Source organism: Microbacterium sp. PRC9 (genome assembly GCF_031844125.1).
Classification (GTDB): Bacteria; Actinomycetota; Actinomycetes; order Actinomycetales; family Microbacteriaceae; genus Microbacterium.
This window is the reverse complement of record NZ_JAUZUR010000005.1, coordinates 220,385-247,069: the sequence shown is the minus strand read 5'-3', so window position 1 is coordinate 247,069 and position 26,685 is coordinate 220,385. Positions and strand designations below refer to the sequence as shown.

The following is a 26,685-nucleotide window of genomic DNA, read 5'->3' as shown; positions in this document are numbered from 1 at the left end:
GCCTCCGCGGCCCTGTGCCGTGCGTGGGCGTCCCGCCTCCTCATTTGAGGAGTCGTCCCGCCTCCTCATTTGAGGACCTCAGCCGGAATGAGGACGCGTCACCCCCCGGCGTGCCCTCATCTCGGATCTCGTCCTCATTTGAGGAGCGCGTGCTCGTGCTCCCGCTCGTGCTCGCGCATGGGGCTGGGAACTCGACCGAGGGTCCGGTCAGCGGTCGGCGAGGGCCTCGGCCGAGCGCAGGTCGGTCACGAGCGTCGTGACCCAGTCGCCGGCCAGGGCGCCGTGGATCGCCTCGAGCTTGCGCTCGCCGCCGGCGATGCCGACGCGGCGCGGGATCCGCCGGAGGTTCTCGACGGTGATGGCGATGATGCGGTCGTCGAGCGCGCCGCGCACGAGCGAGCCGTCCGCGCGGAAGATGCGGTGGCAGATGTCGCCGACGGCGCCCTGGTCGAGCAGCGCCTGACGCTCCTCGGCGGCGAAGGCGTTGCCGCTCGCGGCGAGGGCGTCGGAGGGCTCGATGCTGCCGATGCCCATGATCGCCATCGTGAGCTCGTTCCAGTGGCGCGCGACCTCCTGCATCGAGGGGTCCTGCAGCAGGCTGTCGCGGATCGCCGGGTCGCCGACGACGCCCGGAGCCTGCACGTAGACGGGCTCCGCGCCGAGAGTTCGCGCGAGTTCGCCGAGCAGCCGGTTCGAGTGGCTCTGCGCCTCCGGGGCGCCGACGCCGCCGAGCAGCTGCACGACCTCGGTCGCACCGCGCACCGTGAACGGGCGCATGCGGTCGACCATCGCGAGGATCGTCTGGCTCCACGACGAGACGCCGATGCGGTCGGCGCCCGAGAGGGTCGCCTCGAGGTAGGCTGCCGCCCCCGCCCCGAGCGAGGCCAAGAGCTCGCCCTCGTCGGCCTCAGGGTCGACGTCGACGATGACGGCCTCGGCGAGGCCGTACTTCTCCTCGAGCTGCTCCTCGAGCTCGGCGTAGACGCCCGGGGCGACGGTGACGATGGTGCGCACGATGCCCACGGACTCCGCACGCTTGAGCAGACGGGAGACCTTCGCCTGTGAGATATTGAGCGCGGCCGCGATGTCGGCCTGTCGTACGCCGCGCTCGTGGTACATACGCGCGACCTTCGTGAGCAGGCGCACCTGCCCGTCCGCGGGCCGGGTGTAGGGCGTCAGGGGCACGGCGTCTCCGATCGTGGCGATCCAGTGTGTATTCGGATTCGCTAACGAAAGGATATTCACTCTCCGCGCCGAACGCCACCCCCGACGACATGGGGATTCACACAGCGATCGGGGATTTCGGATGCCGCGGGCCGCAGCATCCGAAATCCCACACGGTCAGCCGGGGACCGGACTGTGGATCAGGCGGGGACGACGGCCTCCGCCGGCACGGGCACCACGCGGGTGTGCGTGCCCGGAGCAAGCGTCTCCTCGTCGGCGCCGTCGAGGTCGAGCACGGCCTCGGCGCCGACGGGAACCGTTGCCTGGACGTGCAGCTGGCCGTCCTCGATGCGCCACGAGATCGCCGCCTCGCCGTACGCGGTGAGCTGGCGCGCCGACGCGGACGTCAGCCCGCCGCCGGGGCGCGGTGCGAAGCGGATGCGGCGGTAGCCGGGGGCGTCGGGGGCGAGCCCGCCGATGACCCGGTGCATCCAGTCGGCGACGGCGCCGAGCGCGTAGTGGTTGAACGACGTCATCTGCCCCGGGTTGACGGTGCCGTCCGGCAGCAGCGAGTCCCACCGCTCCCACACCGTCGTCGCACCCTGTTCGACCTGGTACAGCCACGAGGGGCACTCGCGCTCGAGCAGAAGGTCGTACGCAGCCGCGACCTGGCCTCCCGAGCTCAGGGCGTCGGAGACGAGCGGCGTGCCGACGAAGCCCGTCGCGATGCGGTTGCCCGCGGCGTGCACGAGGTCGGCGAGGCGCGTGGCCGCAGCATCCCGTTTCACCGGATCGGTGATCAGGTCGAACTGCAGGCCGAGCGCGTACGCCGTCTGGGCGTCGCTGGTCATCGTGCCGTCGGCGTTCACGTACGCGGCCTCGAAAGCCGCGACCACCTCGTCGGCGAGCGCGTCGTAGTGCGCCCGCTCGTCGGCGAGTCCGAGCACCTCGGCCATGCGCGCCACCGTCCGCGCCGACTTCGCGAAGTACGCGGTCGCGACGAGGTAGCGGTCGGTGAGGGCGTCGGCGGGGTCGTCCGGCGGAGCGGCCGGGTCGAGCCAGTCGCCCAGCTGGAAGCCCGAGTCCCACAGCCGCGAAGGCCCCGCGAGGCGCTCGAGCAGGTCGACCCAGCGGTGCGCGCTGTCCCACTGTGCCTGGAGCACGCCCACATCGCCGAACCGGTCGTAGAGGGTCCATGGGAGCAGTGTCGCCACGTCGCCCCACGCGGCGCCCGGACGCATCGGCGTCCACGCCTTGTCGGCGGGGATCACCGGCACGTACCAGGGCACGGTGCCGTCGGGCAGCTGCTCGATCGCGAGGTCCTGCAGCCACCCCGAGAGCATGCCCGACACGTCGTAGAGGGTGGAGGCCGTCGGCCCGAAGACCTGGATGTCGCCGGTCCAGCCGATCCGCTCGTCGCGCTGCGGGCAGTCGGTGGGGATGTCGACGAAGTTCCCGCGCATGCCCCAGCGCACGTTCTCGTGGAGGCGGTTCAGCGCCGGATCCGAGGACTCGAACCAGCCGGTGCGCTCGAGATCCGTGTGGTAGACCCGGGCGACGAGGGCGCCGGCGGCGGCATCGGCGTCGAGGTCGCCCGGCCAGCCGGTGACCTCGACGTAGCGGAAGCCGTGGAAGGTGAAGCGAGGTTCCCACTCCTCGACCTCGCGGCCCGCGAGCGTGTAGTTGTCGGTCGAGCGCGCGGCGCGGAGCGGTCGCGTGTAGATCTCGCCGTCCTGCATGACCTCCGCGGTGCGCAGGCTGACCGTGGTGCCGGCCTCGCCGGAGACCCGGATCCGCACGCGGCCCACCAGGTTCTGCCCGAAGTCGAGGATGCGCGAGCCGCTCGGCCCGGTGAGCACCGCGACCGGCTGGACCTCCTCGGTCGAGCGCACCGGCGGAGCGGTCGGCGCGACGAGCGTCGCGGGGTCGCGGTGGCGCTCCTGCACTCCCTCCCACGCCGAGTCGTCGTAGCCGGGGGTGGACCAGCCGGGCAGCTCCTCGCGGGCGTCGTAGTCCTCGCCGTCGTAGATGCCGCTCGCGAGGATCGGGCTCGGCGCCGAACGCCACGAGTGGTCGGTCGCGACGATCTCGCGGGATCCGTCGCTGTAGGTGAGCTCGAGCTGGCCGAGGAACGACTGGTCGTCGCCGTACAGGTTGCGGAAGCCGCCGCGCCAGCCGAGGCGACCGCGGTACCAGCCGTCGCCGAGCCACGCGCCGAGCGCATTGGGGCCGGGCGTCACGAGGTCGGTCACGTCGTAGGTGTAGTAGCGCAGGCGCTTGCCGTACACGGTCCAGCCGGGCGAGAGTGCGTCGTCGCCGACGCGGGCGCCGTTGAGCTCGGCCTCGTACACGCCGTGCGCGGTCGCGTAAAGGCGGGCGCGCACCAGTCCCTCGCGCACGTCGAAGCCGCGGCGCACGAGCGAGGGGCGCCGCTGGTCCGACATCGGGTTCTCGTTGCGGGTCGCTCCCACGGGCCGCGCGACCCAGTTCGAGGGCTCGAGCAGTCCGGCCTCGAGGACGGTGGGGACGGATGCCGCAGACCACGCGCCGTCCTCACCGCGCACGGAGATCCGCACCGAGACGATCTCCCGCGAGCGCAGCGGCTCGGCGGGCCACGCCACGAGCACCTGCTCGCCGGAGTCGACGACGTAGGTGGTGACCTCGCCGCCGCGGTCGACCTCGACCGAGTACGAGGCCTGCCGCCAGCCGGCCGGCGCCGAGGCGACGCGCCACGAGAGCCGCGGCATCCGTTCCCCGATGCCGAGCGGCTCGCGATGGTGTTCGATGCGGGGTGCGTCGACGATGACGGACATCGGGGTCCCTTCCAGGAGAACTGAAACGTTTCGGTTTCAACGTGTACGGTGAGTGTCGCACCGAATTCGAAACGTTTCAAGCTGCGGTCGGGGTGCGGGTACACGGAGGTACGGCATGAGGATCGGCGTCACCGGCAGTGGAGGCAAGCTCGGGCGGGCCACGGTGGAGCGGCTGCGCGCCGACGGGCACGTCGTGTCGGGCTTCGACCTCGCGGGCACGCCGGGCCCCGGCTTCACGCGCGTCGACCTCACCGACTTCGGCCAGACGCTCGACGCGTTCCTCTCGGTCACCGCGCGCCATGACGGGCTCGACGCCCTCGTGCATCTCGCGGCGATCCCCGTGAACGGGCTGGTGCCCGATGCGGCGACCTTCCACAACAACGTCACGGTGTCGTTCAACGCGCTGTTCGCCGCGCATCGCGCCGGCATCCGCACAATCGTGCTGGCGTCGAGCATCACCGCGATGGGCTTCCCCTTCGACGAGGCGCCGCCGTCGCTGCCGGTCGACGAGACGTACACGAGCGCGAACAACACCTATGGCCTCGGCAAGGTGGCGGAGGAGGCGATCGCCGCCCAGCTCGTGCGATGGACGCCCGAGACCTCGATCACCGCCCTGCGCTTCACCAACGTGGTCGGACCCGACGAGTACGCGACGTTCGAGCGGGCCGCCGAGCCCGGCTACCGCCGCGACCTCGTGGGCTCGTGGGTCGATGCGCGCGACGGGGCGCTCGCGGTCGCCCTCGCGCTGGAGGCCGCCGAACCCGGGTTCGAGGTGTACAACGTCGCGGCGCCGGAGTCCGGCAACGCGCAGCCCTCCCGCGAGGTCGCCGAGCGCTGGTTCCCCGGCACCCCTGTCGCCTCCGACCTCGGCGAGTTCGAATCGCTCATGTCGACCCGCAAGATCCGCGATCGCCTCGGGTTCGTCGCCGAGCACGACTGGCGCTGACATGTCGCGCCCCGGCATCCGCCAGGTGGCCGCCCGCGCCGGTGTCGCGGTGGGGACGGTCTCGGCCTACCTCAACCACCCCGACCGGGTGTCTGCCGAGCGGGCGCGCCGCATCGCCGAGGCGATCGACGAACTCGGCTTCGTGCCGTCCAGCGCCGGCCGCCAGCTGCGGCTGGGTGTGAGCAGCCTCATCGGCTACCTCTCGCCCGACGTGAGCAACCCCCACTTCAGCGAGATCGCCCAGGAGGTCGAGTACCGCGCCGAGCGGCTCGGCATGACGGTGTTCTTCGCCCACTCGCACGGCGACCGCGAGCGCGAGGACGCGTATCTCGAGGCCTTCGAGCAGCGCCAGGTGCGCGGCATCCTGGTGTCTTCGTTCCAGCCGATCGAGGCGAGACTCGCCGCGATGCGCGAGCGCGGCACGCCCTCGGTCCTCGTCGGCCGGCGGGCGTGCGACGACCTCCAGCCGTCGGTGTCGATCGACGACGTCTCGGGCGGGCGGCAGGCGGGCGAGCACCTCATCGCGATCGGATGCCGCCGCCTCGCCTTCGTCGGCGGTCCGCTGCCCGTTCAGCAGGTGGCCGATCGGCTCGAGGGGGTGCGCAGTGCGGCGGCGGCAGCATCCGTCGACGCTCCCGAGGTGATCGAGGTCGCCGAGCGGTCGATCGCGGTCGGGCGCGCGATCGGCGCGGCTCTGGCTGGGCGCCCCACGGCCCAGCGCCCGGACGCCGTGTTCGCCGCCAACGACGTGCTCGCACTCGGACTGCTGCAGGCGCTCGTGGCCGGCGGCGTCTCGGTGCCCGGCGAGGTCGCGCTCGTCGGGTACGACGACAACGAGTTCGCCGAGGCATCCCTGATCCCGCTCACGAGCGTCCGCGCGCGTCACGACGACTTCGGTGCGGCCGCGGTCGACCTGCTGTTCGAGGCGATCGAGCTCGGGACGGGCCCGCGCGCCGACGGCGCCACGGCGCAGCGCGTCTACGAGCCCGAGCTGATCGTGCGCGAGAGCTCGCGGCGCGCGCACTGAACCCATCCCACCTCACACGGATACGACATCGAAGGAGAATCCCCGTGTCCTCAGCGCTGCGCGCTCCCCAGTCCGAGCTGTACCGCCCCGTCGAGCTGACCTTCAGCGGCACCGACGTGATCCCCGCGGACCGCACGCCCGTCACCGTGCACGCGCGGCACGGGGTTTCCGGAGCCGAGCGCGTGGTCCCCGGATTCTGGGACGGCGGCACCACCTACCGCGTGCGGTTCGCCCCCGACCTCGAGGGCGAGTGGTCGTGGACGAGCGAGAGCACGGATGCTGCGCTCTCGGGCCGTTCCGGCACATTCGAGGTGGTGCGCGGCACCGACCATGGGCCGGTGCGTGTCGCGCACCGCTTCCACTTCGCGCACGCCGACGGCACGCCGTTCCGGCCCGTCGGTGCGACCGCCTACAACTGGCTCCACCAGGACGAGCCGCTGTTCTCGTCGACGGTCGACGCGATCGCCGAGGCGGGCTTCAACAAGTTCCGCTTCATGGTGTTCCCGCAGGGCGGCGGGTACATCGAGCACGTCCCGACGCTCATGCCGTTCGAGAAGACCGACGGGCGCTGGGATGTCACCAAGCCCGTGCCGGAGTTCTTCCAGCGCCTCGACCGCGCCGTCGAGGTGCTCGGGGAGCGCGGCATCCAGGCCGACGTGCTGATCTACAACGCGTACGACCGCGGGCAGTTCGGGCTGAACGAGCTCACCGAGGAAGAGGACGCGATCTACCTGCGCTACCTCGTCGCTCGGCTCGCCGCCCACCCGCACGTGTGGTGGTCGCTGTGCAACGAATTCGACCAGCTCGAGCGCCCGGACGACCGCTGGGATCGCACCGGCGAGCTGCTCGCCGAGATCGACCCGTACGACCACCTCCGCTCCATCCACAACTGGATCGAGCTGTACGACAACAACCAGCCCTGGGTCACCCACGCGTCGATCCAGAACGGCGCGGTCACGACCGACTTCGGCCGCGCGAACCTCTACCGCGACGTCTATGGCAAGCCCGTCGTGCTCGACGAGATCAAGTACGAGGGCGACATCCCCGACCGCTGGGGACACCTCGACGCCGAGCAGCTCGTGCACCAGTTCTGGATCGCCACGGTCGCCGGCACGTACGCCTCGCACGGCGAGAGCTTCGTCACCGAGTCGGGCAGCCTCCACATGGTCGAGGGCGGACCGCTGCGGGGCGACTCTCCTGCACGGCTGGCGTTCCTGCGCGAGATCCTCGAGGAGGTCGACGGGGCGGGCCTCGACCCGATCGACAAGTGGGACGATCCGGCGTACGTCGCCGGCATTCCGCGCCGCCTCTACGTGCATTACCTCGGCGCCTCGGCGCCGGCGACGTGGGACTTCCGCCTCCCGATCGGCTTCCCGGGCGAGCGGCCGGAGCCCGGCGACCGGTTCGAGGTCGATGTCATCGACACCTGGAACATGACCGTCACCCCCCTCGGCCGGACCTTCACGCTCGACGATGTGCAGCGCAACGACGCCTACGATCGTGCCTCGGCCCCGGTCGAGCTGCCCGCGGGCGAGGCGCTCGCGCTGCGCATCACGCGGGTCGGGGACTGAGCCGTGGCATCCGTCGATCGCCTGCGGGCGTGGCGGGGCGGCCCGCGGCTCGGCACGGCGTACTACAACGAGTACCTGCCCGATAGGGACCGGCTTGAGACCGACCTCCGGCTGATGACGGATGCCGGGATCACGTGCATCCGCGTCGGCGAGTCGGTCTGGTCCACGTGGGAGCCCCGCGACGGCGAGTTCGACCTCGAGTGGATGACGCCGATCCTCGATGCGGCCGAGCGCCACGGGATCGCGGTCATCCTCGGCACCCCGACCTACGCGGTGCCGCCGTGGCTGGCGCGCGCACATCCGGAGCTCGCGGTCGTGCGCCGCGACGGCTCGCGGGTGCCGTGGGGCGGGCGGCAGGAGGCCGACTACACGTCGGAGCTGTTCCGCGGCTACGCCGAGCGTGTGATCCGGGCCGTCGTCGGCCGCCACGGCCGGCATCCCGCCGTGATCGGGGTGCAGCTCGACAATGAGGCGGGTCTGCACCTCATCCACAACGACGCCGTCGTGCAGCGCTTCCGCGAGTGGGTCGCGGAGCGCTACGGCGACGTCGAGACGCTCAACCGGGAGTGGGGACTCACGTACTGGTCGCACCGCATCGCCGACTGGGACGAGCTGTGGGCGCCGGCCGGCAACACCACGCCGGCCTACGACCTCGCGTGGCGCCGGTTCCAGGCCGAGCTCACGGCGGACTTCATCGGCTGGCAGGCCGGCATCGTCCGCGAGCTCGTCGACGACGACACCTTCCTGACGACGTGCATCGCCTATCAGCGCCCCGCGATGGACGACGTCGCGGTCGGCGCGCGGCTCGACATCGCGAGCGGCAACGCCTACTACCTCGCGCAGGACGCGCTCGATCTCTCCCTGGAGGGGGCGGGCGGGAACTGGTACGCCGACGACGTCCCGCAGCTCGTGCTCATGGCCGACCGCATGCGCGCCACGACGCAGGGGCCGTTCCTCGTCACCGAGACGGGTGCCGCGTCGATCGGCCCCGCGTGGCTCACGCGCCCTCCCTATGACGGGCAGCTCGCGCAGGCGGCTTGGCTGCTGGTCGCGCGCGGCGCGCGGCTCGTGTCGTACTGGCACTGGCACACGCTGCACTCGGGCGCCGAGGTGCACTGGGGCGGCATCGTCGGACACGACCTGTCGCCAGGGCGTGTCTACGACGAGATCTCCGGGATCGGCCGGCAGTTCGCCGCGGCGGCGGAATGGCTGACGGATGCTGCGCCCGACGCCGACCTCGGGCTCGTGTCCGCGCACGACAGCGAGTGGATGATGGCGTTCGAGCCGCCGCTCGCGGCCGGGTCCGAGGGGGACCGCGGGTCGTACGCGCGGATCGTGGGTGCCTTCGGCCGCGCCGCGATCGATGCCGGGCTGCAGGTCGGGTACGTGAACGAGCGTCAGCTGCCCGAAGCCGACGAGCTCGTGCAGCGCTACCCGGTGCTCGTGGTCGCAGGGCTGGTCGCGGCATCCGATCCGACCCTCGAGACCCTCGCGGAGTACGCGCGTCTCGGCGGCCGGCTCGTGCTGGGTCCGCGCACGGGGTACGGCGACGACGAAGGCCGCATGCGCGTGGCGCTCGCGCCGGCGATCGTGGGTGCCGCAGCGGGCGTGGGCTACCGGGAGTTCGCGGCGCTCGCCGCGCCGGTCGACGTGGTCCGGGACGGCGAGATCGTCGGGAGCGCCCACGGCTGGGTGGATGGACTCGAGCCCGACGGGGCCGAGGTCGTGCTCGGCTACCGGCACGAGCTGTTCGGACGGTGGGCCGCCGTGACGCGACGGGATGTCGGCGCGGGCTCGATCACCGTGGTGGGCTCCCTTCTCGACCGCGCGACGCTCGCCGAGGTGATCGGCGACGTGGCGGGATCGCCCGACGGGATCCTCGCGGCGCGGCCGAGCTCGGTCACAGCGCACTCGCTCACGGGAGAGCGGGGCCGCGTGTGGGTGATCCACAACTGGTCGCCCGAGCCCCGTGCCGTCGTGCTCGGCCGGGCCGCAGCATCCGTCCTCGACGACGCGGTGTTCGCGGCGGGGGCCGAGGTCACGCTCGCGCCCTGGGATGTGCGCGTCTGGCGCGAGGCCTGACCGCGCTCAGGCCAGGTCGGCCCGATGCGGCGGATCGTCCGTCGGAAGCGGCACGTGTGGCCGACTCGGCGCGGGCCGGGGAAGGTCGAGTCGGCTCTCGATGCCGTGTCGCGCGTGAGGAGCGACGTCTTCGGCCGACTCGGCGCGGGCCGGGGAGACGGATGCGGAGGTCAGAGACGGGTGAAGGTGCCGGGGGCGAGCTCCGCGGTGCGGGACTCGCCGCCGGGGAGCTCGACCTCGACCGTGCGCGAGCGGTGGTCGAGGTTCGCGGCGAGCACGATGTCGCCGCCGGCGGTGCGGGCCCCGAGCGCCCACACGAGGCCGTCGGGGGAGTCGCCGCGCAGGCCCGGCTCGCCGGCGAGCGCGGCGAGAGCGGCGACGGCGTCGAACACGGGCAGGGTCGCGCCGTCGGCCGTGCGCAGTCCGCGCGGACCCCATTCCTCGAAGTAGGCGAGCGTCGCGACGCCGGGCACCGCGAAGGCCGCGGCGCTGGCGACGGTCCACGCGGCCAGTTCGGGGGCGGCCTGGCGCGCGTCGACGGCGTCCGTCAGCGCCGAGCCGTAGCCGTCGCGCAGGTCGTCGTGGTCGGGCATCGGCGGCGGGGTCGTCGCCACGTCGTTGAAGTGCGGGCGCAGCGAGATCGGCCCGATGTGCACCGGCAGGCCGCCCGCGAGGCGCACGGCCTGCGCGGCGGCGACCCGCTGCATGCCGACGGACTCGACCAGCTGGGCGGTGCTCAGGCTGTGGAAGAGCGGCGTGCTGCTGAACACGATGCCGTCGAGGCCGCGCGGAAGGCGATGGTGCTCGCGGTTGAGTTCGGTGAAGTGCGAGCGTGCGCCGCCGACCACCTCGGCCTCGATGCCCGCCTCGGTGAGGGCGTGGCGGAGGGCGGCGATCGCATCGAGGTCGGAGACGTGTCGCGCCGGACCGGTCGGCGGAAACGCGGTGACGCGCGCGACCGACAGACCGTGAAGCGCGGGTACCGCGTGGTCGATGGCGGCCGGGTCGTCGTCCGCGAGGACGAACCTCACGTCCAGAGGGAGTCCGGATGCCGCGGCGCGGTCGAGCGCCGCACGCCAGTTGCCGGTCGCGAGGTCGAGCTCGACGAGCACCGTCCCGCCGAGGGCTGCGAAGTCCGGGGCGGGATCCGCAGCGGTCGATGCCGACACCCCGATCGCGGGCAGCGCCGGCCCCTCCTGGAGGCGGATGCGGGTCACCGGGTCGTCCACCACGGCGGCGGGGGTCCCCGATACGGCGATGTCGACCGATTGGACGACCCGCTCACCTGCGGCGAGAGCGTAGGGGAAGGGGAGTGCGAGAGGGCGGCTGTACGTCTTGTACGAGGCATCCGTCCAGTTGCGCTGGTCCTCCATCTCGAAGACGTCGCCCGCGAAACGCACGTCGACGTCGAGGCCGTCGTGCGTCCAGGACAGGCCGGCGATGTCGAACGCGGGCTGATGGGGGCTGATGCCGGCCGGGAACCGGGAGCGCACCACGGTGCCGTCGGAGTGGCGGACGTGCAGAGTGGAGCCCGCGAGCGTCGGCGGGTGGAGCACGACGAGGCCGGTGCGGTTGGTCTCGAACTCCGAGGCCGACTCGAGGTCGGCGAGGACGCGCAGGCGTCCGGCGCCGCGCACCTCCGCGCGGACGATGCCGTGGAGGTCGGAGCCGAGCCCGGTCGAGTGCACGTGCAGCGTCAGCGCGATGCCGGACGAGTCGATGCGGTCGACCACGAGACCGGCGGTGTCCCAGTTGCGATCGCGCACCACCGCGCGCACCGAGCGGAGCACGACGCGGCCGTGATACGAGATGTCGGCGAGCTCGTCGTCACGGAGCTCGAGCGACCACGGGCCGCTCCGCCACTCGCGTGCGGGTTCGCCGTTCCACAGGTCCGTCATCGTCCCATCCTCGTCCTCCGCAGCGAGTCCTGCGCAACGTTCGTGGTCCTCGACCCTCGTCCCCCGTGTTCGGGGCGCGGAATCTCCGTTGGGGCGCAGAAGATGCGCCCCAACGGACGAAATGCGCCCCAAACCCCGAGTGGACGTGGGGTCAGAGCGAGGTCATGCCGCCGTCGACCTGGAAGGTCGCCCCCGTGGCGAAGGCGCCGTCGTCGCTGGCGAGGTACACCATGATGCCCGCGACGTCGTCGGGGGTGCCGGCGCGACCGATCGGGATGCGGCTGACGATCGCGGCGCGCGAGGCGGGGTCCTCGCTGATCGCCGCCACCAGGGGCGTCTCGGTGTACGCCGGCTGCACCGTGTTCACGCGGATGCCGCGGTCGGCGTACGCCGCCGCGACCGTGCGGCCGAGGCCGTGCATGCCGGCCTTCGACGCGCTGTAGGCGGTGAAGTCCTTGCCCTCGCCGTTGACCGCCGTCGGGCTGCCGGTGAGGATGATCGACCCGCCGCCGCGCGGCACCATGCTGCGCAGAGCGTGCTTGACCGTCAGGAACGTCCCTGTCAGGTTGATGTCGATCGTCCGGCGCCACACCTCCAGGTCGAGGTCGGCGGCCTGCGCATCCTGCCCGAACAGCTGCACGCCGGCATTCGCCACCACGACGTCGGGCGCCCAGCCTGCCGCCTCGACCTCGGCGAAGGCCGCGGCGACCGCGTCCTCGTCCGAGATGTCCATCGTGACGGCACGGGCGTTCTCGCCGATCTCGGCGGCCGCCGCGGCCGCCCCCTCGCCGTTGCGGTCGGCGAGGATCACACGGGCTCCCTCACGGGCGAAGCGCTGGGCGACCGCGAGGCCGATGCCCAGTGCACCGCCCGTGACGAGCGCGGTCTTGCCCTCGAGCTGTCCCATGGATCAGCGCTCGATGTGGTCGAGGTGCAGCATGCGCGCGAGGTTCTTGTCGAGCTCGTCGTCGCGGAAGATCTTCTTCCAGTCGTCCTTGATGATCGACTCGCGGCCGTAGTCCATCGCGATGAGGCACGCGTCCGAGAACGGGTTGTCGCCGCGCAGACCGTTGGCCAGCGCCACCTGGGTGTGGCCGTACAGGATGCTGCGCGCCGCCGCCTCGGGGACGCCCATGGTGTTGATCGCCTCGTCGAGCGCCTCGTTGAGGAGCGCGCCGATCATGCAGGCGACGGTCTCGACGAGGGTCGGCTCGAGCTGCGCGAGCTGCTTGACGGTGACGAAGTGCACGTCGATGACGGGCGCGTAGATCGCACGGACCGTGGCCTCGACGATGGCCTTGTGGGCCGGGTCGTCGCTCTCCACAGCCGCGATGGCGTCCTGCGGGGCGGCGATGCCGCCGAACGTGTCGGCCCACTCCTCCTTGGTCGTGCGCTCGAGGAACACCGACGGGTGGCACGGGTGCGCGACGGCCTGGACGACGTCCTCGCGCGTGGTGAGCAGGCCCGCGTAGGCGGCGGCCGGGTCGAGCGTCAGCACGATCGCGCCCGACTTCAGCTGCGGCACGAGGTCGGCCGTGACGGGGCCGAGGGCGAGGTCGGGCACGGCCAGGACGACGATGTCGGCGTCGGCGACGGCGGTGGCGGCATCCGTCAGCTCACGACCGGCGTCGATCGTGCGCTCCCGGCCGGCGGGAGAGTTCTCGACGTACCAGACGGTGTGGTCGGTCTTGACGAGGTTGTTGGACACGCGCATGCCCATCTTCCCGCCGGCGCCGATGACGGCGATCTTGTAGGTGTCGGTGGTCGTGCTCATGTCGTGCTCCTCAGATATTCGATGGTGCGGCGGGTCCATTCCCGCTCGGTGCGGACGGTGGTCTCGGCATCCCCCTGCCAGGAGAGCCAGTGCTCGACGACCTCGTTGATCCCGCGCTCGCGAGGGCGCACGGTCTCGAGCAGGTGGGGGTAGTCGTGGAGGCCGTCGCCCATGGGCGCGCCCCCGTACGTGAAGCCGACCCAGCCCGGCTGGCGGGCGAAGGCGAAGTCCTTGACGTGCACGTTCTTGACGTGCGCGGCGGTCAGCTCGACGCAGTCGCGCGGACGCTCGAGGCGGGCGACGACGTTGGCGGGGTCGAGGCAGATGCCGAGGCGCTCGCTGTCGATGCGTGCGACCAGGCCCACGAGGTCTTCCGTCGAGACCTGCTCGTAGGTCTCGAGCGCAAGGTCGACGCCGGCGGCCTCGAAGGAGGGGAGCACGGCGGCGAGCCACTCCGCGGCCTGATCGAGGGTGGGACGGGTGTCGGCGGAGTAGAGCATGCTGCGCACCAGGGTGGTGTCGAACGCGCTCGCGAGATCGAGGAATCGCGTGAGCCGATGCGGCTCGATGCCCTTGGTGCCCAGCTCGATCGTGAGCTCGAGGTCGCGCGCCGCGGCCGCAGCGTCGGCGAGCTCGGATCCGGTCATGGTCTCGAGCGGAGCGTAGTCGCAGATCTGGAACAGGTCGACGCCGAGCTCCTTGGTGGCCTCGAACGCCGCGATGAGCGACAGCGGCTCGGGCACCTGGTCGGAGTGCTGCCAGAAGAAGGCGTACGTCCCGAGGCCGATCATGCGTCCACCTCGCCCTCAGCCCCGTGAGACGACAGGTGGCCGCCGAGACCCTGGGGTTCACCCACCGTCTCGTCCGCCGACTGGGGTCTCACTGAATCATCGGCGGGGTGGGGGCGGGAGGCGGCGAGGGCGGATGCCTCGTCGAGGACGGCGGTGAGGGCGTCGGGGTCGTGGGCGAAGCGGCCGAGGAAGAGGCCGTCGACGGCTTGGCCGAGGCGGGTGAGGAGGCCGGGGCCGGCGGAGCCGCCGTAGATGACGACGCTGCCGGCGCGGGCGGGGTCGGCGTCGACGGCGGCGCGGAGGGCCCGGGTGACGGTGGCGATGTGCGTGTCGGGGGCCGGCTCGGCGGCGCCGATCGCCCAGACCGGCTCGTACGCGACGATCACCGGACCGGCGGGGACGTTCTCGAGGTTCGCGGCGAGCTGCTCGACGTTCGCGAGCGCGGCGGCTGGGGCGCCGAGGTGCTCGGCTTCGCCGATGCAGAGCACCGGGGTGATGCCGTGGGCGAGGGCGGCGGTGGCTTTGCCGGCGGTGACGGTGTCGGTCTCATCGAACAGGCGGCGGCGTTCGGCGTGGCCGATCTCGGCGACCTGGACGCCGACCTCGGCGAGCTCGGCGGCGGTGACCTCGCCGGTGTAGGCGCCGGGCGGGTAGGCGGAGACGTCTTGGGCGCCGACCAGCACCGGGGTGCCCGCGAACGCCTGCAGGGCGGGGAGGATCTGCAGGTAGCTGGGGATGACGAAGAACCGCACGTCCCCGGCGGCCACGGCGGGGTGGCCGGCCGCGCGCTGCGCCACATCGGCGAACCACGCGCGTGCCCGCTCGTGCCCGAAGTACGTCTTCAGGCTCACTCCGACCGTGACCTGCGCCATCAGCAGGACCCGGTGGTCTCGAACTCGTCGATGACGGCGACCTTGTCGGCGGACGCGGAGGTGGTGTCGAACCGGTAGGTCAGCCACTCGCGCACCAGTCGGCGGGCGAGCTCGATGCCGATCACGCGCTGGCCCATGGTGAGCACCTGCGCGTTGTTGGACAGCACGCCGCGTTCGACCGAGAACGAGTCGTGGGCGGTGACGGCGCGGATGCCGGGGACCTTGTTCGCCGCGATCGCGACACCGAGGCCCGTGCCGCAGATCAGCAGTGCGCGGTCGGCGGTGCCGGCGGCGACCTGCTGCGCGGCCTCGATGGCGACCTTCGGGTACGGGGTGTGGCCGTCGGCGTCCACGCCGACGTCGATCACCTCGGCCACGCCGGGGTTGGCGAGGAGGTCCTTCTTCAGGATCTCCTTGTAGTCGAAGCCGGCGTCGTCGGCGCCGATCACGATGCGCAGCGGCTCAGGGTTCTCAGACGGTGCCATGTGCGTTCTCCTTCTGGTCGTCGGCCGCGCGCGTCTCGGCGGCGAGTGTTTCTGCGATGGCGGTCACGATGAGCGCGAGACTGATCGCGCCCGGGTCAGGGGTGCCGACGCTGTTCTGGCCGTGTGTGCGGGCACGGCCCATGCGGGGCAGGAGCTCGGCGGTCGCGATCGCGGCGCGGGTGGCCGCATCCGCCGCCGTCCGCCACGCGTCGGGGAGACGGGCGCCGGCATCCACGGCACCGGTGAGGGTGGTGCTGAACGGCACGAGCGCGTCGACGAGGGTCTTGTCGCCGACCTCGGCCTTGCCGTAGTCGGTGACCCCGCGCGACCCTGCCGCGACCCCGGCGGCGATGGCGGCCGGATCGGGGCGGCCGGTGTCGCCGAGCTTCGCGGCGACGGCGTTCAAGATGACGCCCCACAGTGCGCCCGACGTGCCGCCGGCCTTGTCGGCCCAGGCGTCGGCGGCGTGCGCGAGCGTGGTGCGAGCGCCGGCACCGGCGTCGACGGCGGCGGTCGCGGCGGCCAGCGCCGCGTGCGAACCGCGCTGCATGCCGATGCCATGGTCGCCGTCACCGGCGATCGCATCGATCCGGCCCAGCTCGTCGACGTGCTCGTCGACGGTGTCGACGATCGTGCGGACCGCTGCGAGCACGGTCCGGGCGACGGACTGGGATGCCTCGTCCCCGGGCTCGATGGCCTCGGCCACGGTCGCAGCGGTGTCGGCGACGACGAGACGCTGCTGCGGGGCGACGGAGCCGCGCCGGTAGGCGGGGGTGTCCACGGGTGCGTCCCACAACGGGGCGAGCTCACTGTCTTCATCGGCACCCGCCAGCCAGAACAGGGTCAGCGACGTGCCGGCCATGTCGAAGCTCGTGCAGTACTCGCCGACGTGCGGGTCGACCAGCTCGAGACCGGCGTCGGTGAGGAGCTGGGCGATGCGCCGGTAGACGACGAACATCTCCTCGTACTTCAGCGACCCGAGGCCGTTGAGGATCGGCACCACTCGGGCGCCGGCGACCTGCACCCCGGCGGGCACCTCGCCCAGCAGCCGCTCCACGAGCAGCTCCGCCAGTCCGTCGGCGGTCGGGATGCCGGTCTCGTCGATGCCCGGCTCGCCGTGGATGCCGAGACCGATCGCCATCCGTCCCTCCGGGACGGTGAACAGCGGCTTCTCGGCGCCGGGCAGCGTGCAGCCGGTGAACGCGACCCCGAACGAGCGGGTGCGCTCGTTCGCGAGGCGTGCGAGCCGGGTGACCTCGGCGAGGTCGGCGCCCGCCGCGGCGGCCGCGCCGGCGATGCGGAACACCGTCAGGTCGCCCGCGATACCACGGCGCTTGTGCTTCTCATCCGGGGTGGCGCTGACGATGTCGTCGGTCACCGTGACGGTCTCGCACGCGATGCCCTCGGCACGCAGCCGCTCCTGCGCGGCGTTGAAGTTGAGCACGTCGCCGGCGTAATTGCCGTAGGAGAAGAACACGCCGCCACCGCCTTCGGCGGCCTTCGCCACGCTGTACACCTGCTGCGTCGAGGGCGACGCGAACAGGTTGCCCATCGCCGCGCCGTGCGCGAGCCCCGGACCCACCAGCCCCCCGAACGCGGGGTAGTGACCCGAACCGCCGCCCACCACGACCGCGACCTGACCCGCCGGTGACACCGTCGAACGCACCACGCCGCCCGGCACCCGCCGCACATACCGCTCGTTGGCCGCGACGAAGCCGTCGATCATCTCGTCGGCGAAATCCGCCGGCTCGTTCCAGAGCCGCGTCATCGCGCATCCCCCTTGGGCTCTGCCGCGGTGTGCAGAGCCTCGGCGTCCACGGCGGGTGCAGGGTCCGTGCTCACGGCTGCGTCGTCGACGACGACCGGGTTGATGCGGTTGCTGCGGGCCAGCAGCACCATCAGCACCGCCGAGACGAGCATGACGAAGCCGACGATGAACATCGGAACCTCGTAGCCGCCGGTCCAGTCGTGCACGAAGCCCGTGACGAACGGAGCCGAGAAGCCGGCCAGGTTGCCGATCGTGTTGATCAGCGCGACACCGGCCGCCGCGGCAGCGCCCGTGAGGAAGCGCGTCGGGAGCGTCCAGAAGTTCGGCAGCGCCGCGAAGATCGCGCACGCGGTGATCGTGATGACGGCGATGGTGGCCGCCGGCGATCCCATGAACAGCGCGAGCGGGATGCTGACGGCGCCGGCGATCGCGGGACCCGCGATGTGCCACGTCTTGAGGCCGCGCTTGGAGGCGTCTCGCGACCAGAAGTACATGACGACGGCGGCCGGCAGGTACGGGATCGCGGTGATGAGGCCCTTCTGCAGCGTGTCGAAGGTCTGACCGGTCTGGCTCTGGAACCCCTCGATGATCGTGGGGAGGAAGAACGCGAGTGCGTACAGGCCGTAGATGAAGCCGAAGTAGATGAACGAGAGCACCCACACGCGACCGCTCTTGAAGGCGAAGCGCGCCGACACGTGGCCGTGCTCCTTCTTCTGCGTGGCGGCCTTCTCGCGGTCGAGCGCGTCGGTCAGCCAGACCTGCTCGTCACGGGTGAGCCAGGTCGCGTCGGAGGGCTTGTCCTTGAGGTAGAACCACGCGATGACACCGACGATGATCGCCGGGATCGCGACGCCGAAGAACATGAAGCGCCAGCCCTCGAGGCCGAAGAACACCTCGTGCTGCTGGATGAGCCACCCGGCCAGCGGGGCGCCGATGACCGTGGTGAGCGGCTGCGCCAGGTAGAAGAGCATGAGGATGCGGCCGCGGTACTGCGCGGGCACCCAGAGGCTGAGGAAGAGGATCGCCCCGGGGAAGAAGCCGGCCTCGGCGACGCCGAGGAGGAAGCGCAGTACGACGAGCTGCTCGAAGTTCTGCACCCATGTGAACAGCAGCGCGACGATGCCCCAGCTCACCATGATGCGCGAAAGCCAGCGGCGGGCGCCGAACTTGTGCAGCGCCAGGTTCGAGGGCACCTCGAGAAGGATGTAGCCGATGAAGAAGACGCCCGAGGCGAATCCGAACTGAGCGGCGCTCAGTGCGAGGTCTTCGTTCATCCCGTTGGGGGCGGCGAAGCCGATCGCGGTGCGGTCGAGGTAGTTGATGAAGAACATCAGCGCGACGAACGGCACGAGGCGGATCGACACCTTGCGGATGGCGGATCGCGCGACGGGGGGCGCGTCGGCGACGGTCTGGTTCTGGTCCACGGTGACTCCTGCTCATCGACGGTGATCGAGGTGGTTTCCGACGACCATTGTGACAAACCGGTTGACCAATTGCAAGTGAGAAGGGATGCCGCGGCCGCGCCGCCGCGTCACGCACGGAGCTGTGCGCACGCCGGTGCGAGGAAGCGCGGGTTCAGGCGACGCGGCGGGTCGCAGCATCCGCGATCTCGAACTCGAGCGTCTCGCCGCCGGGACTCGTCGCGGAGATGCGCAGATCGACATCGCCGAAGCGCTGCGTCCAGACGTCGGGCTCGCCGGCGTGTGCGGCGATCGCGTCCTGCGCGGCGTCGTCGTCGAGCGTCTCGTACACGATCCAGCTTCCGCGGCCGACCCGCGCGGACCGCGGACGCTCGGGATCGCACAGCCAGGCGGCGATGAGCACGGTCGCGCCGGCCTGCGCGTGGGCGCGCAGCGCCTCGAGCGTCGTGCGGGGGAGCCGGCTGCCCGCGACCACGACCAGACCCGCGTCGGCGAGCTGATCGGCACGCACATGCTCGTCGAACACGAGCGTGCTGCGGGTCGGCTGGAACAGCCCGTGCATGCGGGTCGGCTCGGCGGCGCCCGCGTCGAGCGGGAACTGCGGCCGGGGGATGCCGTTCAGCTCGTGACGGGGGAAGTCGTAGCCGGGGATGTGGAGGCAGCTCCCGTGGTCGGGAAGCTGCCCGTGGCTGAGCGCGTGCCAGGCCTCGAAGACGCTGCGGGAGGTGGCGGGCGCCGTCGTCGCACGGTTGCCGAACGGCCGCGCGCCACGGCCGAAGTCGCTGTCGTCGGCATGGACGAGGGCGATGTCGGCGCGGGCATCGCGATGGCTCCAGCGGAGTGGATGCCGCGGCACGAAGTCGCGGACGAACTCCCGCCAGACCTGGCCGTGGGCGGTGCGCTCGAACGCTCCCGAACCGCGGTGGCGCACCAGCACGTCGATGTTCTCGACGAACAGCCGCGTGGGGGCGAAGAGGTAGGCCAGGCGCAGCGCCGACGCGAACTCGGCGGGCGAGTGGCCGGGGAAGCCCGGGGCGCGGGTGAGCCACGGCCCGATGTCGGGGCCCCACAGATCCGCGCAGATCCACAGTTCGCGCCCGTACTGGACGGCCGCACCGAGCGCGGTGCCGAGCTGCAGCGGCTGGAACGACTCCTTCATCACCTTGGGCGCCGGCGTCATCCCGGCGCGGGCGAGCGTGTGGAACATCACGGGGAACACCTGCTCGGCGAGCACCGGAACGGACGCGGAGCCCGTAGCGGAGGTCGCGGCGTCGACGTCGCGCACGATGCCGCGCACGGCGTCGTCGATCACCGCGACGGCCTCGTCCGCCCCGAGGCCCTCGGTCTGACCGAAGTGGGGCAGGTGGGCGTCGTGCCGGTACTGATCGGCGTGGATCTGGAGGTGTTCGGGCTCGTCGTACAGCACGCCGGCGAGCACGCCGGCGGCCGCAGCATCCCGGATCAGATCCGCCGGGAGGTCGTACCGGTTCGTGCCGTCGGCGAAGGGCCCGTTGATGTTGCCGTACTCGTTGCCCAGCACGAGGTCGATGCCGGCGTCGGCGAGGTCGCCCAGCAGCGCGCTGCGGTCGGCGTGGGTCGGGATCACGTGGTGCACGTAGAAGTCGGCGCCGAGGTCGCGCAGCACGCCCACGAACTCGCGCGGCGTCGGCGGCGGATCCTGCGACGGGATGGGGATGCCGGTCCCCGTGCGCATGATCTCGTCCGAGGCGGCTCCCGCCCAGGGGTCCTGGAACGCGACGACCGGCCCCTGGATGCCGAGCGACGGACGGGGCGAGGTGGGGGCGGATGAGGGGGCGGCGGATTCGTCGACGGGCACGGGGAGGCTCCTCGGAGGGTGAAAGCGAGGTGCGGCGGCCGACGTTCCCTGGAGTCGGCCGCCGCACGGAACGGGCTACTGGTTCAGCACCACGTCCATCTCGGCGAAGAACTGCTCGACGGCCTGGTCGACCGTGAGCGTGCCGAAGTTCAGCTCCTCCGTCAGCTCACGGAACTTCTCGTGCAGCGAGCCGTAGCCGACGATCGGCGCCGGCGGCGCCTCGCCCAGCCGGTCGGCGATCGACGCCTCGTAGTCCACGATGTCCTGGCTCACCGGATCGAGGTCCGCGGCCTCCCGCGCCGTCGCCGAGGCCGGCAGGCCGCGGTTGGTGCCGAAGATCTCGCCCGACTCCGGCGAGTTGATGAGGAAGTCGATGAGCGTGGCCGCCGCGGCGGGGTGCTCCGAGTTCGCCGCGATGGAGTACATCTGCGACGCCTTGAGGTAGAGGTCCTTCGCGCCGTCCACCGACAGCGGAGGTGCCTGCAGCGTGACCTCGTTGCCCTCGCCCAGGTTCGCGAGGTAGCCCGCGAGGAAGTTGTCCGTCTGCGTGTCGCTCGCGCCGAGTCCGGCATCGAAGGCGGTCAGCGGCTGCACCTCGGCGACCCGCTGCTGGGGCACGAAGGCGCCGCCCTCGCGCGCGTCGGCGCCCTCTTCCCAGTACTCCGTGAGGCGCTCCTCGTCGAAGCCGGGGTTGCCCTCGTCGTCGAAGAGATCCTTGCCCTCGGCGCGCAGCTGCATCTCGAAGTTCACGAAGCGCGAGGACGGGTCGACGCCGCCCCAGACGTCCGGCACGCCGGCCGCCTGCGCGGCGTCGGTCACCTCGGCGACCCACTCGTAGTACTCGTCCCACGTCCCGCCGGCGAACGGCTCGACGCCGACCTCGTCGAGCGTCGTCGTGTTCATGAACATCGACCAGGCGTTCGTGGAGATCGGCACCGCCGTGGTGACCCCGTCGACCACGCCTGCGCCGAGCACCGACGGCTCGATCGGGTCGGTCTGGATGATGCTGCCGAGGTACGGCTCGAGGTCGAGCAGCGACCCGCTCTGCGAGTACTGGCGGATGTAGGCGAGATCCATCGTGACCACGTCGGGCAGGCCCCCGCCGCTGGCCTCGATCTGGCGCTTCTCCCAGTAGTCGTTGGGGGAGAGGAACAGCACGGAGACATCGATGTTGGGGTGCTGCTCCTCGAACGCGGCGATCGCTTCGTTGTAGAGCTCGGCGCGCACGTCGTTGCCCCAGAACGTGAAGGTGATCGATGCTTCCTCGTCGGGGTCGAGGGTCGGCTGGCTGCTCACGGGGGCAGCGGACGCGCAGCCCGTGAGTCCGGCGAGGGCGATCAGGCCCACTCCCGCCACTCCCGCGATGAGCCTCCTGTTTCGGAACTTCATTGTGATCGACCTCTCGTCTTCGAGCTTCAGGAAACGTTTTCTCATTCGGCTGTGAGAAAGGCGACTGACGTCGCCGATCCACAGTCTGACAAACCGGTTGACCGAAAGCAATCCCAGAGTCGTCGCGACTGCCGTAAGTTGTTCGCATGCCCGCCTACCCCGACGATCGCTCGGCCGAGATCACGGCGGCCCTGGGCGCCCTCCCGGCCGGCACACCGGTCTCGGAGGTCGCCCGCCGCCTGATGGACCTCTTCACGAGCGGCGACCTCGAGGCGGGCACCCGCCTGCCCCCGGAGCGACAGCTGGCGGCGACGCTGGGCGTCGGGCGGTCCGCGGTGCGAGAGGCCCTCGCTGCGCTCGAGATCCTCGGCATCGTCGACGTCCGCCCCGGCTCGGGCACGTACCTCCGCGGGACCGCGAGCGAGCTGCTGCCGCAGACGCTGCGCTGGGGGCTCCTCATCGGCCAGAAGAACACGGCCGAGCTGCTCGAGCTGCGCTCGGGGCTCGAGATCTACGTCGCGCGGCTCGCCGCGGGCCGGGCCGCAGCATCCGATCTCCGCGCGATCGCAGGGTCCCTCGAGCGCATGCGGTCCGGCGTGGGCGACCTCAAGGCCTTCGCGCGCGCGGACCTCGACTTCCATCACGCGCTCGCCGCGGCCGCGGGCAACGACACGCTGATCGACCTGCTGCATGTGGTGCGGTCGCTGCTGCAGGTGTACGCGGACCGGGCCGTCCACGACGAGGCCGAGGCCCGCACCGCCATCGACGAGCACGACGCCGTCTTCCGCGCGATCGAGGCGCAGGACGAGGATGCCGCCGCCTCCGCGATGGCCCTCCACATGGCGACCGCCTCGCAGCGCCTCGCGGCCGAAGCCGCACACTGACCCGGATCGTCCGAAGGAGGCGCGATGCCGCGCAATTGGGCTGGAACGTACGAGTACGCCGCGCACCGGATCGTCGAGGCGACGTCGGTCGACGACGTGCAGCGGGTGCTGCGTGAGCCGGGGCGCGTGCGCGCGCTCGGCACGCGGCACTCGTTCACCGACCTCCCCGACACCACCGGCACGCTCGTCGATGTGACCGGGTTCGCGGCCGAGTTCGAGCTGGACGAGGCCGCGCAGGCGGTCACGGTGCCCGCCGGCATCCGCTACGGAGTGCTCGCCGTGTGGCTCGACGACCGCGGGTGGGCGCTCGGGAACATGGGTTCGCTGCCGCACATCAACGTCGGCGGCGCGACGGCGACGGGCACCCACGGGTCGGGCGACGCGAATCGGGTGCTCTCGGCCTCCGTCCGGGCGCTGCGCTACGTCGGAGCCGACGCCGAGGTGCACGAGGCGCGCCGCGGCGAGCCCGACTTCGACGCCCTCGTCGTGGGCCTCGGCGCCTACGGCATCGTGGTGTCGCTCACCCTCGACATCGTGCCCGCGTTCCGCATGCGCCAGGACATCTACACCGGCATCACGTGGGAGGCCGCGCTCGCCGACTACGACGCACTCACGTCCGCCGGATACAGCGTGTCGGTGTTCTCGCGCTGGGAGGAGCCGTCGGTCGGCTACGTGTGGCTGAAGACGCGCCTGGCCGCGGACGACGACTCGGTGCCCGACACGATCCTCGACGGCGTCCGCGCGACGGAGGGCGACTCGCCCCTCGGCGTGGAGGACAACATCACCGAGATCGCAGGCGTCCCCGGACCGTGGATGCTGCGCCTGCCGCACTTCCGCCTCGATGCCGAGCCGTCGTTCGGCGACGAGATCCAGAGCGAGTATTTCGTGGCGCGCGCCGATGCGCGGGCAGCGCTGGAGGCGGTGCGGACGCTGGGCGACAGCATCCGTCCCCATCTCATCTGGACCGAGCTGCGCACCGCCGCCGCGGACGAGCTGTGGCTGAGCCCGGCCTACCGTCGCGACGTCGTGATCATCCACTTCACCTGGCACAACCACCCCGACGACGTCGCCGCCGCGGTCGCACGCGTCGAAGCCGCGCTCGAGCCGTTCGACGCGCGCCCGCACTGGGGCAAGCTCCACGGCTTCGACCGCGCCGCGATCGAGCGCGTGCACCCGCGTCTCGCCGACGCACGCGCGGTGTTCGAGCGCCTCGACCCCGAAGGCCGCTTCTCGAACGCGCACCTCGAGCGCCTCGGCGTACGCGACCCCCGCTGACCCGGCGCGTCGCGTGGAGGACCGACAAGGCGGGAGTCGACCGTGAATTGGTCAACCGGTGTTACAGTTATCCGGGAGATCGTTCGTGACGCCGCGGCGAAAGGGAAAGTCGAAGATGACGCAGATTCCGAGCGGGGACACCCGCCCGACCGACCGCGCCGCGCGCAGCTGGAGCCTCGGGACCACGCCGTGGCAGAAGCTGCCCCCGCTGGGCCCTCCGCGCGCGAGGATCATCATCGACAACGACTTCTCGGGCGATCCCGACGACCTCTACCAGCTCGTGCACCACCTGCTGTCGCCCAGCGTCGAGGTGCGCCTCGTCGTCGCCTCGCACCTTCGTGCCGATGACGGCTTCGACCCCTCCGGCCGGAGTGCGCAGAACGCCGCCGTGATCGCGAACGACGTCTTCGTCCGCATGGGGCTGACCTCCACCGAGGTGATCGTGGTCGGGTCCGACGAGCCTCTCGCTGACCGGAGCACTCCGCGCCCGTCGCCGGCCGTCGACGCGATCATCGCCGAGGCGCTGCGCGACGACGTGTCGACCCCGCTGTTCTACGTCGCCGGCGGCGGGCTGACCGACATCGCCTCGGCCTACCTCGTCGAGCCGCGCATCGCCGAGCGGCTGACGCTCGTGTGGATCGGCGGCGAAGAGCACGAGGGGCTCGCGGTGCCGCCGCCGAGCGCCATGCCGATCGAGTACAACCTGCTCATCGACCCGGTCGCGGGGCAGGTCGTCTTCGGCGACTCGCCGATCCCGCTGTGGCAGGTGCCGCGCGACGTGTACCGCCAGTGCCTCGTCTCGGATGCCGAGCTGCGCGTGCGCGTCGCCGAGACGGGTCCGTTCGGGCGCTACCTGTACGACGAGGTGGCCTTCGTCATGCGGATGGTCGCGACCCACGTCGGCGGCGGAGCAGAGACCTACGCCCTCGGCGACTCGCCGCTCGTGCTGCTCACGGCGCTGCAGTCGGTGTTCGAGGCCGACCCGTCCTCGAGTCGGTACGTCGAGCGCCCGACCCCTGCCCTGAGCGACGACGGAGGGTATGTCGACGTCCCCGGTGCGAGACCGATGAGGGTCTACACGTGGGTCGACACGCGGCTCATGTTCGAGGACTTCTACGTCAAGCTGGCCGAGTTCGGCCGGTGGCAGGCGGCGGGCGCGTGACCGCCCCGCCGAACGTGGCCCCGCGGCCCCGGACCATCGTCACCGCCGACCCTGAGCTCGACGACCTCAACTCGATGATCCGGCTTCTGCTGTTCAGCAACGAGGTCGAGATCGAGGGCCTCGTCTACGCGAGCAGCAGGTTCCACTGGCGCGGTGACGGCGCCGGCACGGAGTTCTTCCTGCCCGGTCGCGAGTACGACGCCCCGCAGACCTCCTGGCGCTGGGCGCCGGGGGAGCGCTTCATCGACGACGCCGTCGACGCCTATGCCGAGGTGTACGACAACCTCGTCGTGCACGACCCGCGGTATCCGGATCCGTCCCACCTGCGCTCGCTCATCCGTGAGGGCAACGTCGACTTCGAGGGCGACATCTCGTCGGAGTCGCCGGGCTCGCGCCTCATCGCCGACGCGCTCCTCGACGATCGGCCCGGGCCGCTCCACCTGCAGCTGTGGGCCGGGCCGAGCACGGTCGCTCGCGCACTCCTGTCGATCGAGGAGCGCTTCGCCGACACCGCGGACTGGGAGCGGATCCGCGCAGAGGTGTCGGCGAAAGCCGTCATCACGAAATTCGCCTCTCAGGACGCCACCTACGACGAGTACATCGCGCCGACGTGGCCCGGCATCCGGGTGATCGAAGTGGCGACCCTCGCCTGGGGGTACATGGCACGCAAGACCGTACCGGCGCGTGATCAGCATCTGCTCGGTGCCCGGTGGATGCGCGACAACGTCACGAGCGTCGGTCCGCTCGGCGCGCTCTACCGCGTGTGGGGCGACGGGCGGCAGATGGTGCCCGGCGACGTCACGGACTACTTCCACCTCTCCGGTGTGTCGGCCGACGACTTGCGGGCGCAGGGTTACCAGGTGTGGATGGACCCGCAGCCCGTGGGCGAGTGGATCTCCGAGGGCGACACCACGAACATGCTGAACCTTCTCGCGCCGGGGCTGCGCGCCCACGAGCATCCGTCGTACGGCGGCTGGGGCGGCCGCTACGTCCGGACCGACGAGGGCGCCGACACGTGGGGTCTCGCGGATGCCGCGTTCCGGCCCGGCGGAGCCGAATGGGCGGACGGCGCCCCCGCGGGCGACGAGGGATCGGTGGTGCGGTGGTTCGCCCACGCACAGGCCGACTTCGCCGCACGCCTCCGGTGGAGCGTGACCCCGCGGTTCGAGGATGCCGACCACCACCCCACGCTGACGATCGAGCAGGGTGTCGACCTGGAGGTCGTGGCGGGCTCCGACACCCGGCTCTCGGTCGTGGTCGGCGGACCGGGCGGCGCGCATGCGCAGGTGGGCTGGTGGATCCACCGCGAAGCGGGCACGTGCACGGCCGCCGTCGTGCTCGAGCCCGCCGAGGGTTCGCAGGTCACCGTCCGGGTTCCTGGCGACGCGCGCCCCGGCGACACGATCCACGTGGTGGCCGAGGCATCCGACCCCCGCACACCGCTGCCGCTCCACGCCTACCAGCGAGTGATCCTCACGGTCGTCGCCGGGTAGCGCCCCCGGTTCGCCGAAACAGGGGACCCTCGC

General features: G+C 71.6%; 20 protein-coding genes. 8 read left to right on the top strand and 12 right to left on the bottom strand.

Annotated features, from left to right (window positions below; genetic code table 11):
* Positions 1 to 207: 207 nt before the first annotated feature.
* Positions 208 to 1,185 (bottom strand): sugar-binding transcriptional regulator, encoded by a 978-nt coding sequence (locus tag Q9R33_RS12775; RefSeq protein ID WP_082497189.1) that lies wholly within the window; start codon positions 1,183 to 1,185, stop codon positions 208 to 210.
* A gap of 179 nt (positions 1,186 to 1,364) precedes the next feature.
* Complete coding sequence (locus Q9R33_RS12770; protein ID WP_311294010.1) at positions 1,365 to 3,977, bottom strand: family 78 glycoside hydrolase catalytic domain; 2,613 nt, start codon at positions 3,975 to 3,977, stop codon at positions 1,365 to 1,367.
* A 115-nt stretch (positions 3,978 to 4,092) separates the two neighbouring features.
* Here Q9R33_RS12770 and Q9R33_RS12765 point away from each other — a divergent pair, with 115 nt between their 5' ends.
* From Q9R33_RS12765 to Q9R33_RS12750, 4 genes are read left to right on the top strand one after another with little or no spacing between them, the layout of a single operon-like run.
* The gene (locus Q9R33_RS12765) at positions 4,093 to 4,923 is read left to right on the top strand and encodes an NAD(P)-dependent oxidoreductase (RefSeq protein ID WP_311294009.1); all 831 of its coding nucleotides are present in this window, start codon (positions 4,093 to 4,095) and stop codon (positions 4,921 to 4,923) included.
* Between the two features lies 1 nt (position 4,924).
* Positions 4,925 to 5,950: a LacI family DNA-binding transcriptional regulator gene (locus Q9R33_RS12760; protein WP_311294008.1), complete on the top strand. Its 1,026-nt coding sequence runs from the start codon at positions 4,925 to 4,927 to the stop codon at positions 5,948 to 5,950.
* 44 nt (positions 5,951 to 5,994) lie between these two features.
* A complete protein-coding gene (locus tag Q9R33_RS12755) occupies positions 5,995 to 7,521 on the top strand; it encodes a DUF4038 domain-containing protein (protein WP_311294007.1) in 1,527 nt (508 codons plus the stop codon).
* Between the two features lie 3 nt (positions 7,522 to 7,524).
* On the top strand, positions 7,525 to 9,603 hold the full coding sequence (locus Q9R33_RS12750) for a beta-galactosidase (protein ID WP_311294006.1): 2,079 nt from the start codon (positions 7,525 to 7,527) through the stop codon (positions 9,601 to 9,603).
* 170 nt (positions 9,604 to 9,773) lie between these two features.
* Here Q9R33_RS12750 and Q9R33_RS12745 read toward each other — a convergent pair whose 3' ends face one another.
* The 10 genes from Q9R33_RS12745 to Q9R33_RS12700 all read right to left on the bottom strand — a co-directional run bounded on the left by Q9R33_RS12745 (position 9,774) and on the right by Q9R33_RS12700 (position 21,838).
* Positions 9,774 to 11,501 (bottom strand): hypothetical protein, encoded by a 1,728-nt coding sequence (locus Q9R33_RS12745; protein ID WP_311294005.1) that lies wholly within the window; start codon positions 11,499 to 11,501, stop codon positions 9,774 to 9,776.
* 151 nt (positions 11,502 to 11,652) lie between these two features.
* Complete coding sequence (locus Q9R33_RS12740) at positions 11,653 to 12,408, bottom strand: SDR family NAD(P)-dependent oxidoreductase (RefSeq protein ID WP_056371794.1); 756 nt, start codon at positions 12,406 to 12,408, stop codon at positions 11,653 to 11,655.
* A 3-nt stretch (positions 12,409 to 12,411) separates the two neighbouring features.
* Positions 12,412 to 13,275 (bottom strand): phosphogluconate dehydrogenase C-terminal domain-containing protein, encoded by an 864-nt coding sequence (locus tag Q9R33_RS12735; RefSeq protein WP_311294004.1) that lies wholly within the window; start codon positions 13,273 to 13,275, stop codon positions 12,412 to 12,414.
* Positions 13,272 to 14,066 carry a TIM barrel protein gene (locus Q9R33_RS12730; RefSeq protein WP_311294003.1) on the bottom strand — a complete coding sequence of 265 codons (795 nt, stop codon included), beginning with the start codon at positions 14,064 to 14,066 and terminating at the stop codon, positions 13,272 to 13,274. Before Q9R33_RS12730 ends, Q9R33_RS12735 begins: the two co-directional genes overlap by 4 nt.
* The gene (locus Q9R33_RS12725; RefSeq protein ID WP_311294002.1) at positions 14,063 to 14,938 is read right to left on the bottom strand and encodes a triose-phosphate isomerase family protein; all 876 of its coding nucleotides are present in this window, start codon (positions 14,936 to 14,938) and stop codon (positions 14,063 to 14,065) included. The genes Q9R33_RS12730 and Q9R33_RS12725 overlap by 4 nt, the downstream gene beginning before the upstream one ends.
* Positions 14,938 to 15,423 (bottom strand): ribose-5-phosphate isomerase, encoded by a 486-nt coding sequence (locus tag Q9R33_RS12720; RefSeq protein WP_311294001.1) that lies wholly within the window; start codon positions 15,421 to 15,423, stop codon positions 14,938 to 14,940. Before Q9R33_RS12720 ends, Q9R33_RS12725 begins: the two co-directional genes overlap by 1 nt.
* Positions 15,410 to 17,191 (bottom strand): dihydroxyacetone kinase family protein, encoded by a 1,782-nt coding sequence (locus tag Q9R33_RS12715; RefSeq protein ID WP_311294000.1) that lies wholly within the window; start codon positions 17,189 to 17,191, stop codon positions 15,410 to 15,412. The genes Q9R33_RS12720 and Q9R33_RS12715 overlap by 14 nt, the downstream gene beginning before the upstream one ends.
* Complete coding sequence (locus tag Q9R33_RS12710) at positions 17,188 to 18,615, bottom strand: MFS transporter (RefSeq protein ID WP_056371778.1); 1,428 nt, start codon at positions 18,613 to 18,615, stop codon at positions 17,188 to 17,190. Before Q9R33_RS12710 ends, Q9R33_RS12715 begins: the two co-directional genes overlap by 4 nt.
* 151 nt (positions 18,616 to 18,766) lie before the next feature.
* Complete coding sequence (locus Q9R33_RS12705) at positions 18,767 to 20,449, bottom strand: hypothetical protein (RefSeq protein ID WP_311293999.1); 1,683 nt, start codon at positions 20,447 to 20,449, stop codon at positions 18,767 to 18,769.
* A gap of 75 nt (positions 20,450 to 20,524) precedes the next feature.
* Complete coding sequence (locus tag Q9R33_RS12700) at positions 20,525 to 21,838, bottom strand: ABC transporter substrate-binding protein (RefSeq protein WP_056371774.1); 1,314 nt, start codon at positions 21,836 to 21,838, stop codon at positions 20,525 to 20,527.
* A gap of 146 nt (positions 21,839 to 21,984) precedes the next feature.
* Here Q9R33_RS12700 and Q9R33_RS12695 point away from each other — a divergent pair, with 146 nt between their 5' ends.
* From Q9R33_RS12695 to Q9R33_RS12680, 4 genes are all read left to right on the top strand, one after another.
* Positions 21,985 to 22,722, top strand: a complete 738-nt coding sequence (locus tag Q9R33_RS12695; protein WP_056371772.1) for a FadR/GntR family transcriptional regulator — start codon at positions 21,985 to 21,987, stop codon at positions 22,720 to 22,722.
* A gap of 24 nt (positions 22,723 to 22,746) precedes the next feature.
* Positions 22,747 to 23,997, top strand: coding sequence for a D-arabinono-1,4-lactone oxidase (locus tag Q9R33_RS12690; RefSeq protein WP_311293998.1), 1,251 nt, complete (start codon positions 22,747 to 22,749; stop codon positions 23,995 to 23,997).
* A gap of 115 nt (positions 23,998 to 24,112) precedes the next feature.
* On the top strand, positions 24,113 to 25,159 hold the full coding sequence (locus Q9R33_RS12685; protein WP_311293997.1) for a nucleoside hydrolase: 1,047 nt from the start codon (positions 24,113 to 24,115) through the stop codon (positions 25,157 to 25,159).
* A complete protein-coding gene (locus Q9R33_RS12680; protein WP_311293996.1) occupies positions 25,156 to 26,652 on the top strand; it encodes a DUF1593 domain-containing protein in 1,497 nt (498 codons plus the stop codon). The genes Q9R33_RS12685 and Q9R33_RS12680 overlap by 4 nt, the downstream gene beginning before the upstream one ends.
* Positions 26,653 to 26,685: the final 33 nt, after the last annotated feature.

Bases quoted from the DNA above. Each gene is read 5' to 3' on its own strand.
- Q9R33_RS12770 (WP_311294010.1), bottom strand. From the start codon at position 3,977: ATGTCCGTCATCGTCGACGCACCCCGCATCGAACACCATCGCGAGCCG.
- Q9R33_RS12765 (WP_311294009.1), top strand. From the start codon at position 4,093: ATGAGGATCGGCGTCACCGGCAGTGGAGGCAAGCTCGGGCGGGCCACG.
- Q9R33_RS12760 (WP_311294008.1), top strand. From the start codon at position 4,925: ATGTCGCGCCCCGGCATCCGCCAGGTGGCCGCCCGCGCCGGTGTCGCG.
- Q9R33_RS12745 (WP_311294005.1), bottom strand. From the start codon at position 11,501: ATGACGGACCTGTGGAACGGCGAACCCGCACGCGAGTGGCGGAGCGGC.
- Q9R33_RS12740 (WP_056371794.1), bottom strand. From the start codon at position 12,408: ATGGGACAGCTCGAGGGCAAGACCGCGCTCGTCACGGGCGGTGCACTG.
- Q9R33_RS12735 (WP_311294004.1), bottom strand. From the start codon at position 13,275: ATGAGCACGACCACCGACACCTACAAGATCGCCGTCATCGGCGCCGGC.
- Q9R33_RS12730 (WP_311294003.1), bottom strand. From the start codon at position 14,066: ATGATCGGCCTCGGGACGTACGCCTTCTTCTGGCAGCACTCCGACCAG.
- Q9R33_RS12725 (WP_311294002.1), bottom strand. From the start codon at position 14,938: ATGGCGCAGGTCACGGTCGGAGTGAGCCTGAAGACGTACTTCGGGCAC.
- Q9R33_RS12720 (WP_311294001.1), bottom strand. From the start codon at position 15,423: ATGGCACCGTCTGAGAACCCTGAGCCGCTGCGCATCGTGATCGGCGCC.
- Q9R33_RS12715 (WP_311294000.1), bottom strand. From the start codon at position 17,191: ATGACGCGGCTCTGGAACGAGCCGGCGGATTTCGCCGACGAGATGATC.
- Q9R33_RS12700 (WP_056371774.1), bottom strand. From the start codon at position 21,838: ATGAAGTTCCGAAACAGGAGGCTCATCGCGGGAGTGGCGGGAGTGGGC.
- Q9R33_RS12695 (WP_056371772.1), top strand. From the start codon at position 21,985: ATGCCCGCCTACCCCGACGATCGCTCGGCCGAGATCACGGCGGCCCTG.
- Q9R33_RS12690 (WP_311293998.1), top strand. From the start codon at position 22,747: ATGCCGCGCAATTGGGCTGGAACGTACGAGTACGCCGCGCACCGGATC.
- Q9R33_RS12685 (WP_311293997.1), top strand. From the start codon at position 24,113: ATGACGCAGATTCCGAGCGGGGACACCCGCCCGACCGACCGCGCCGCG.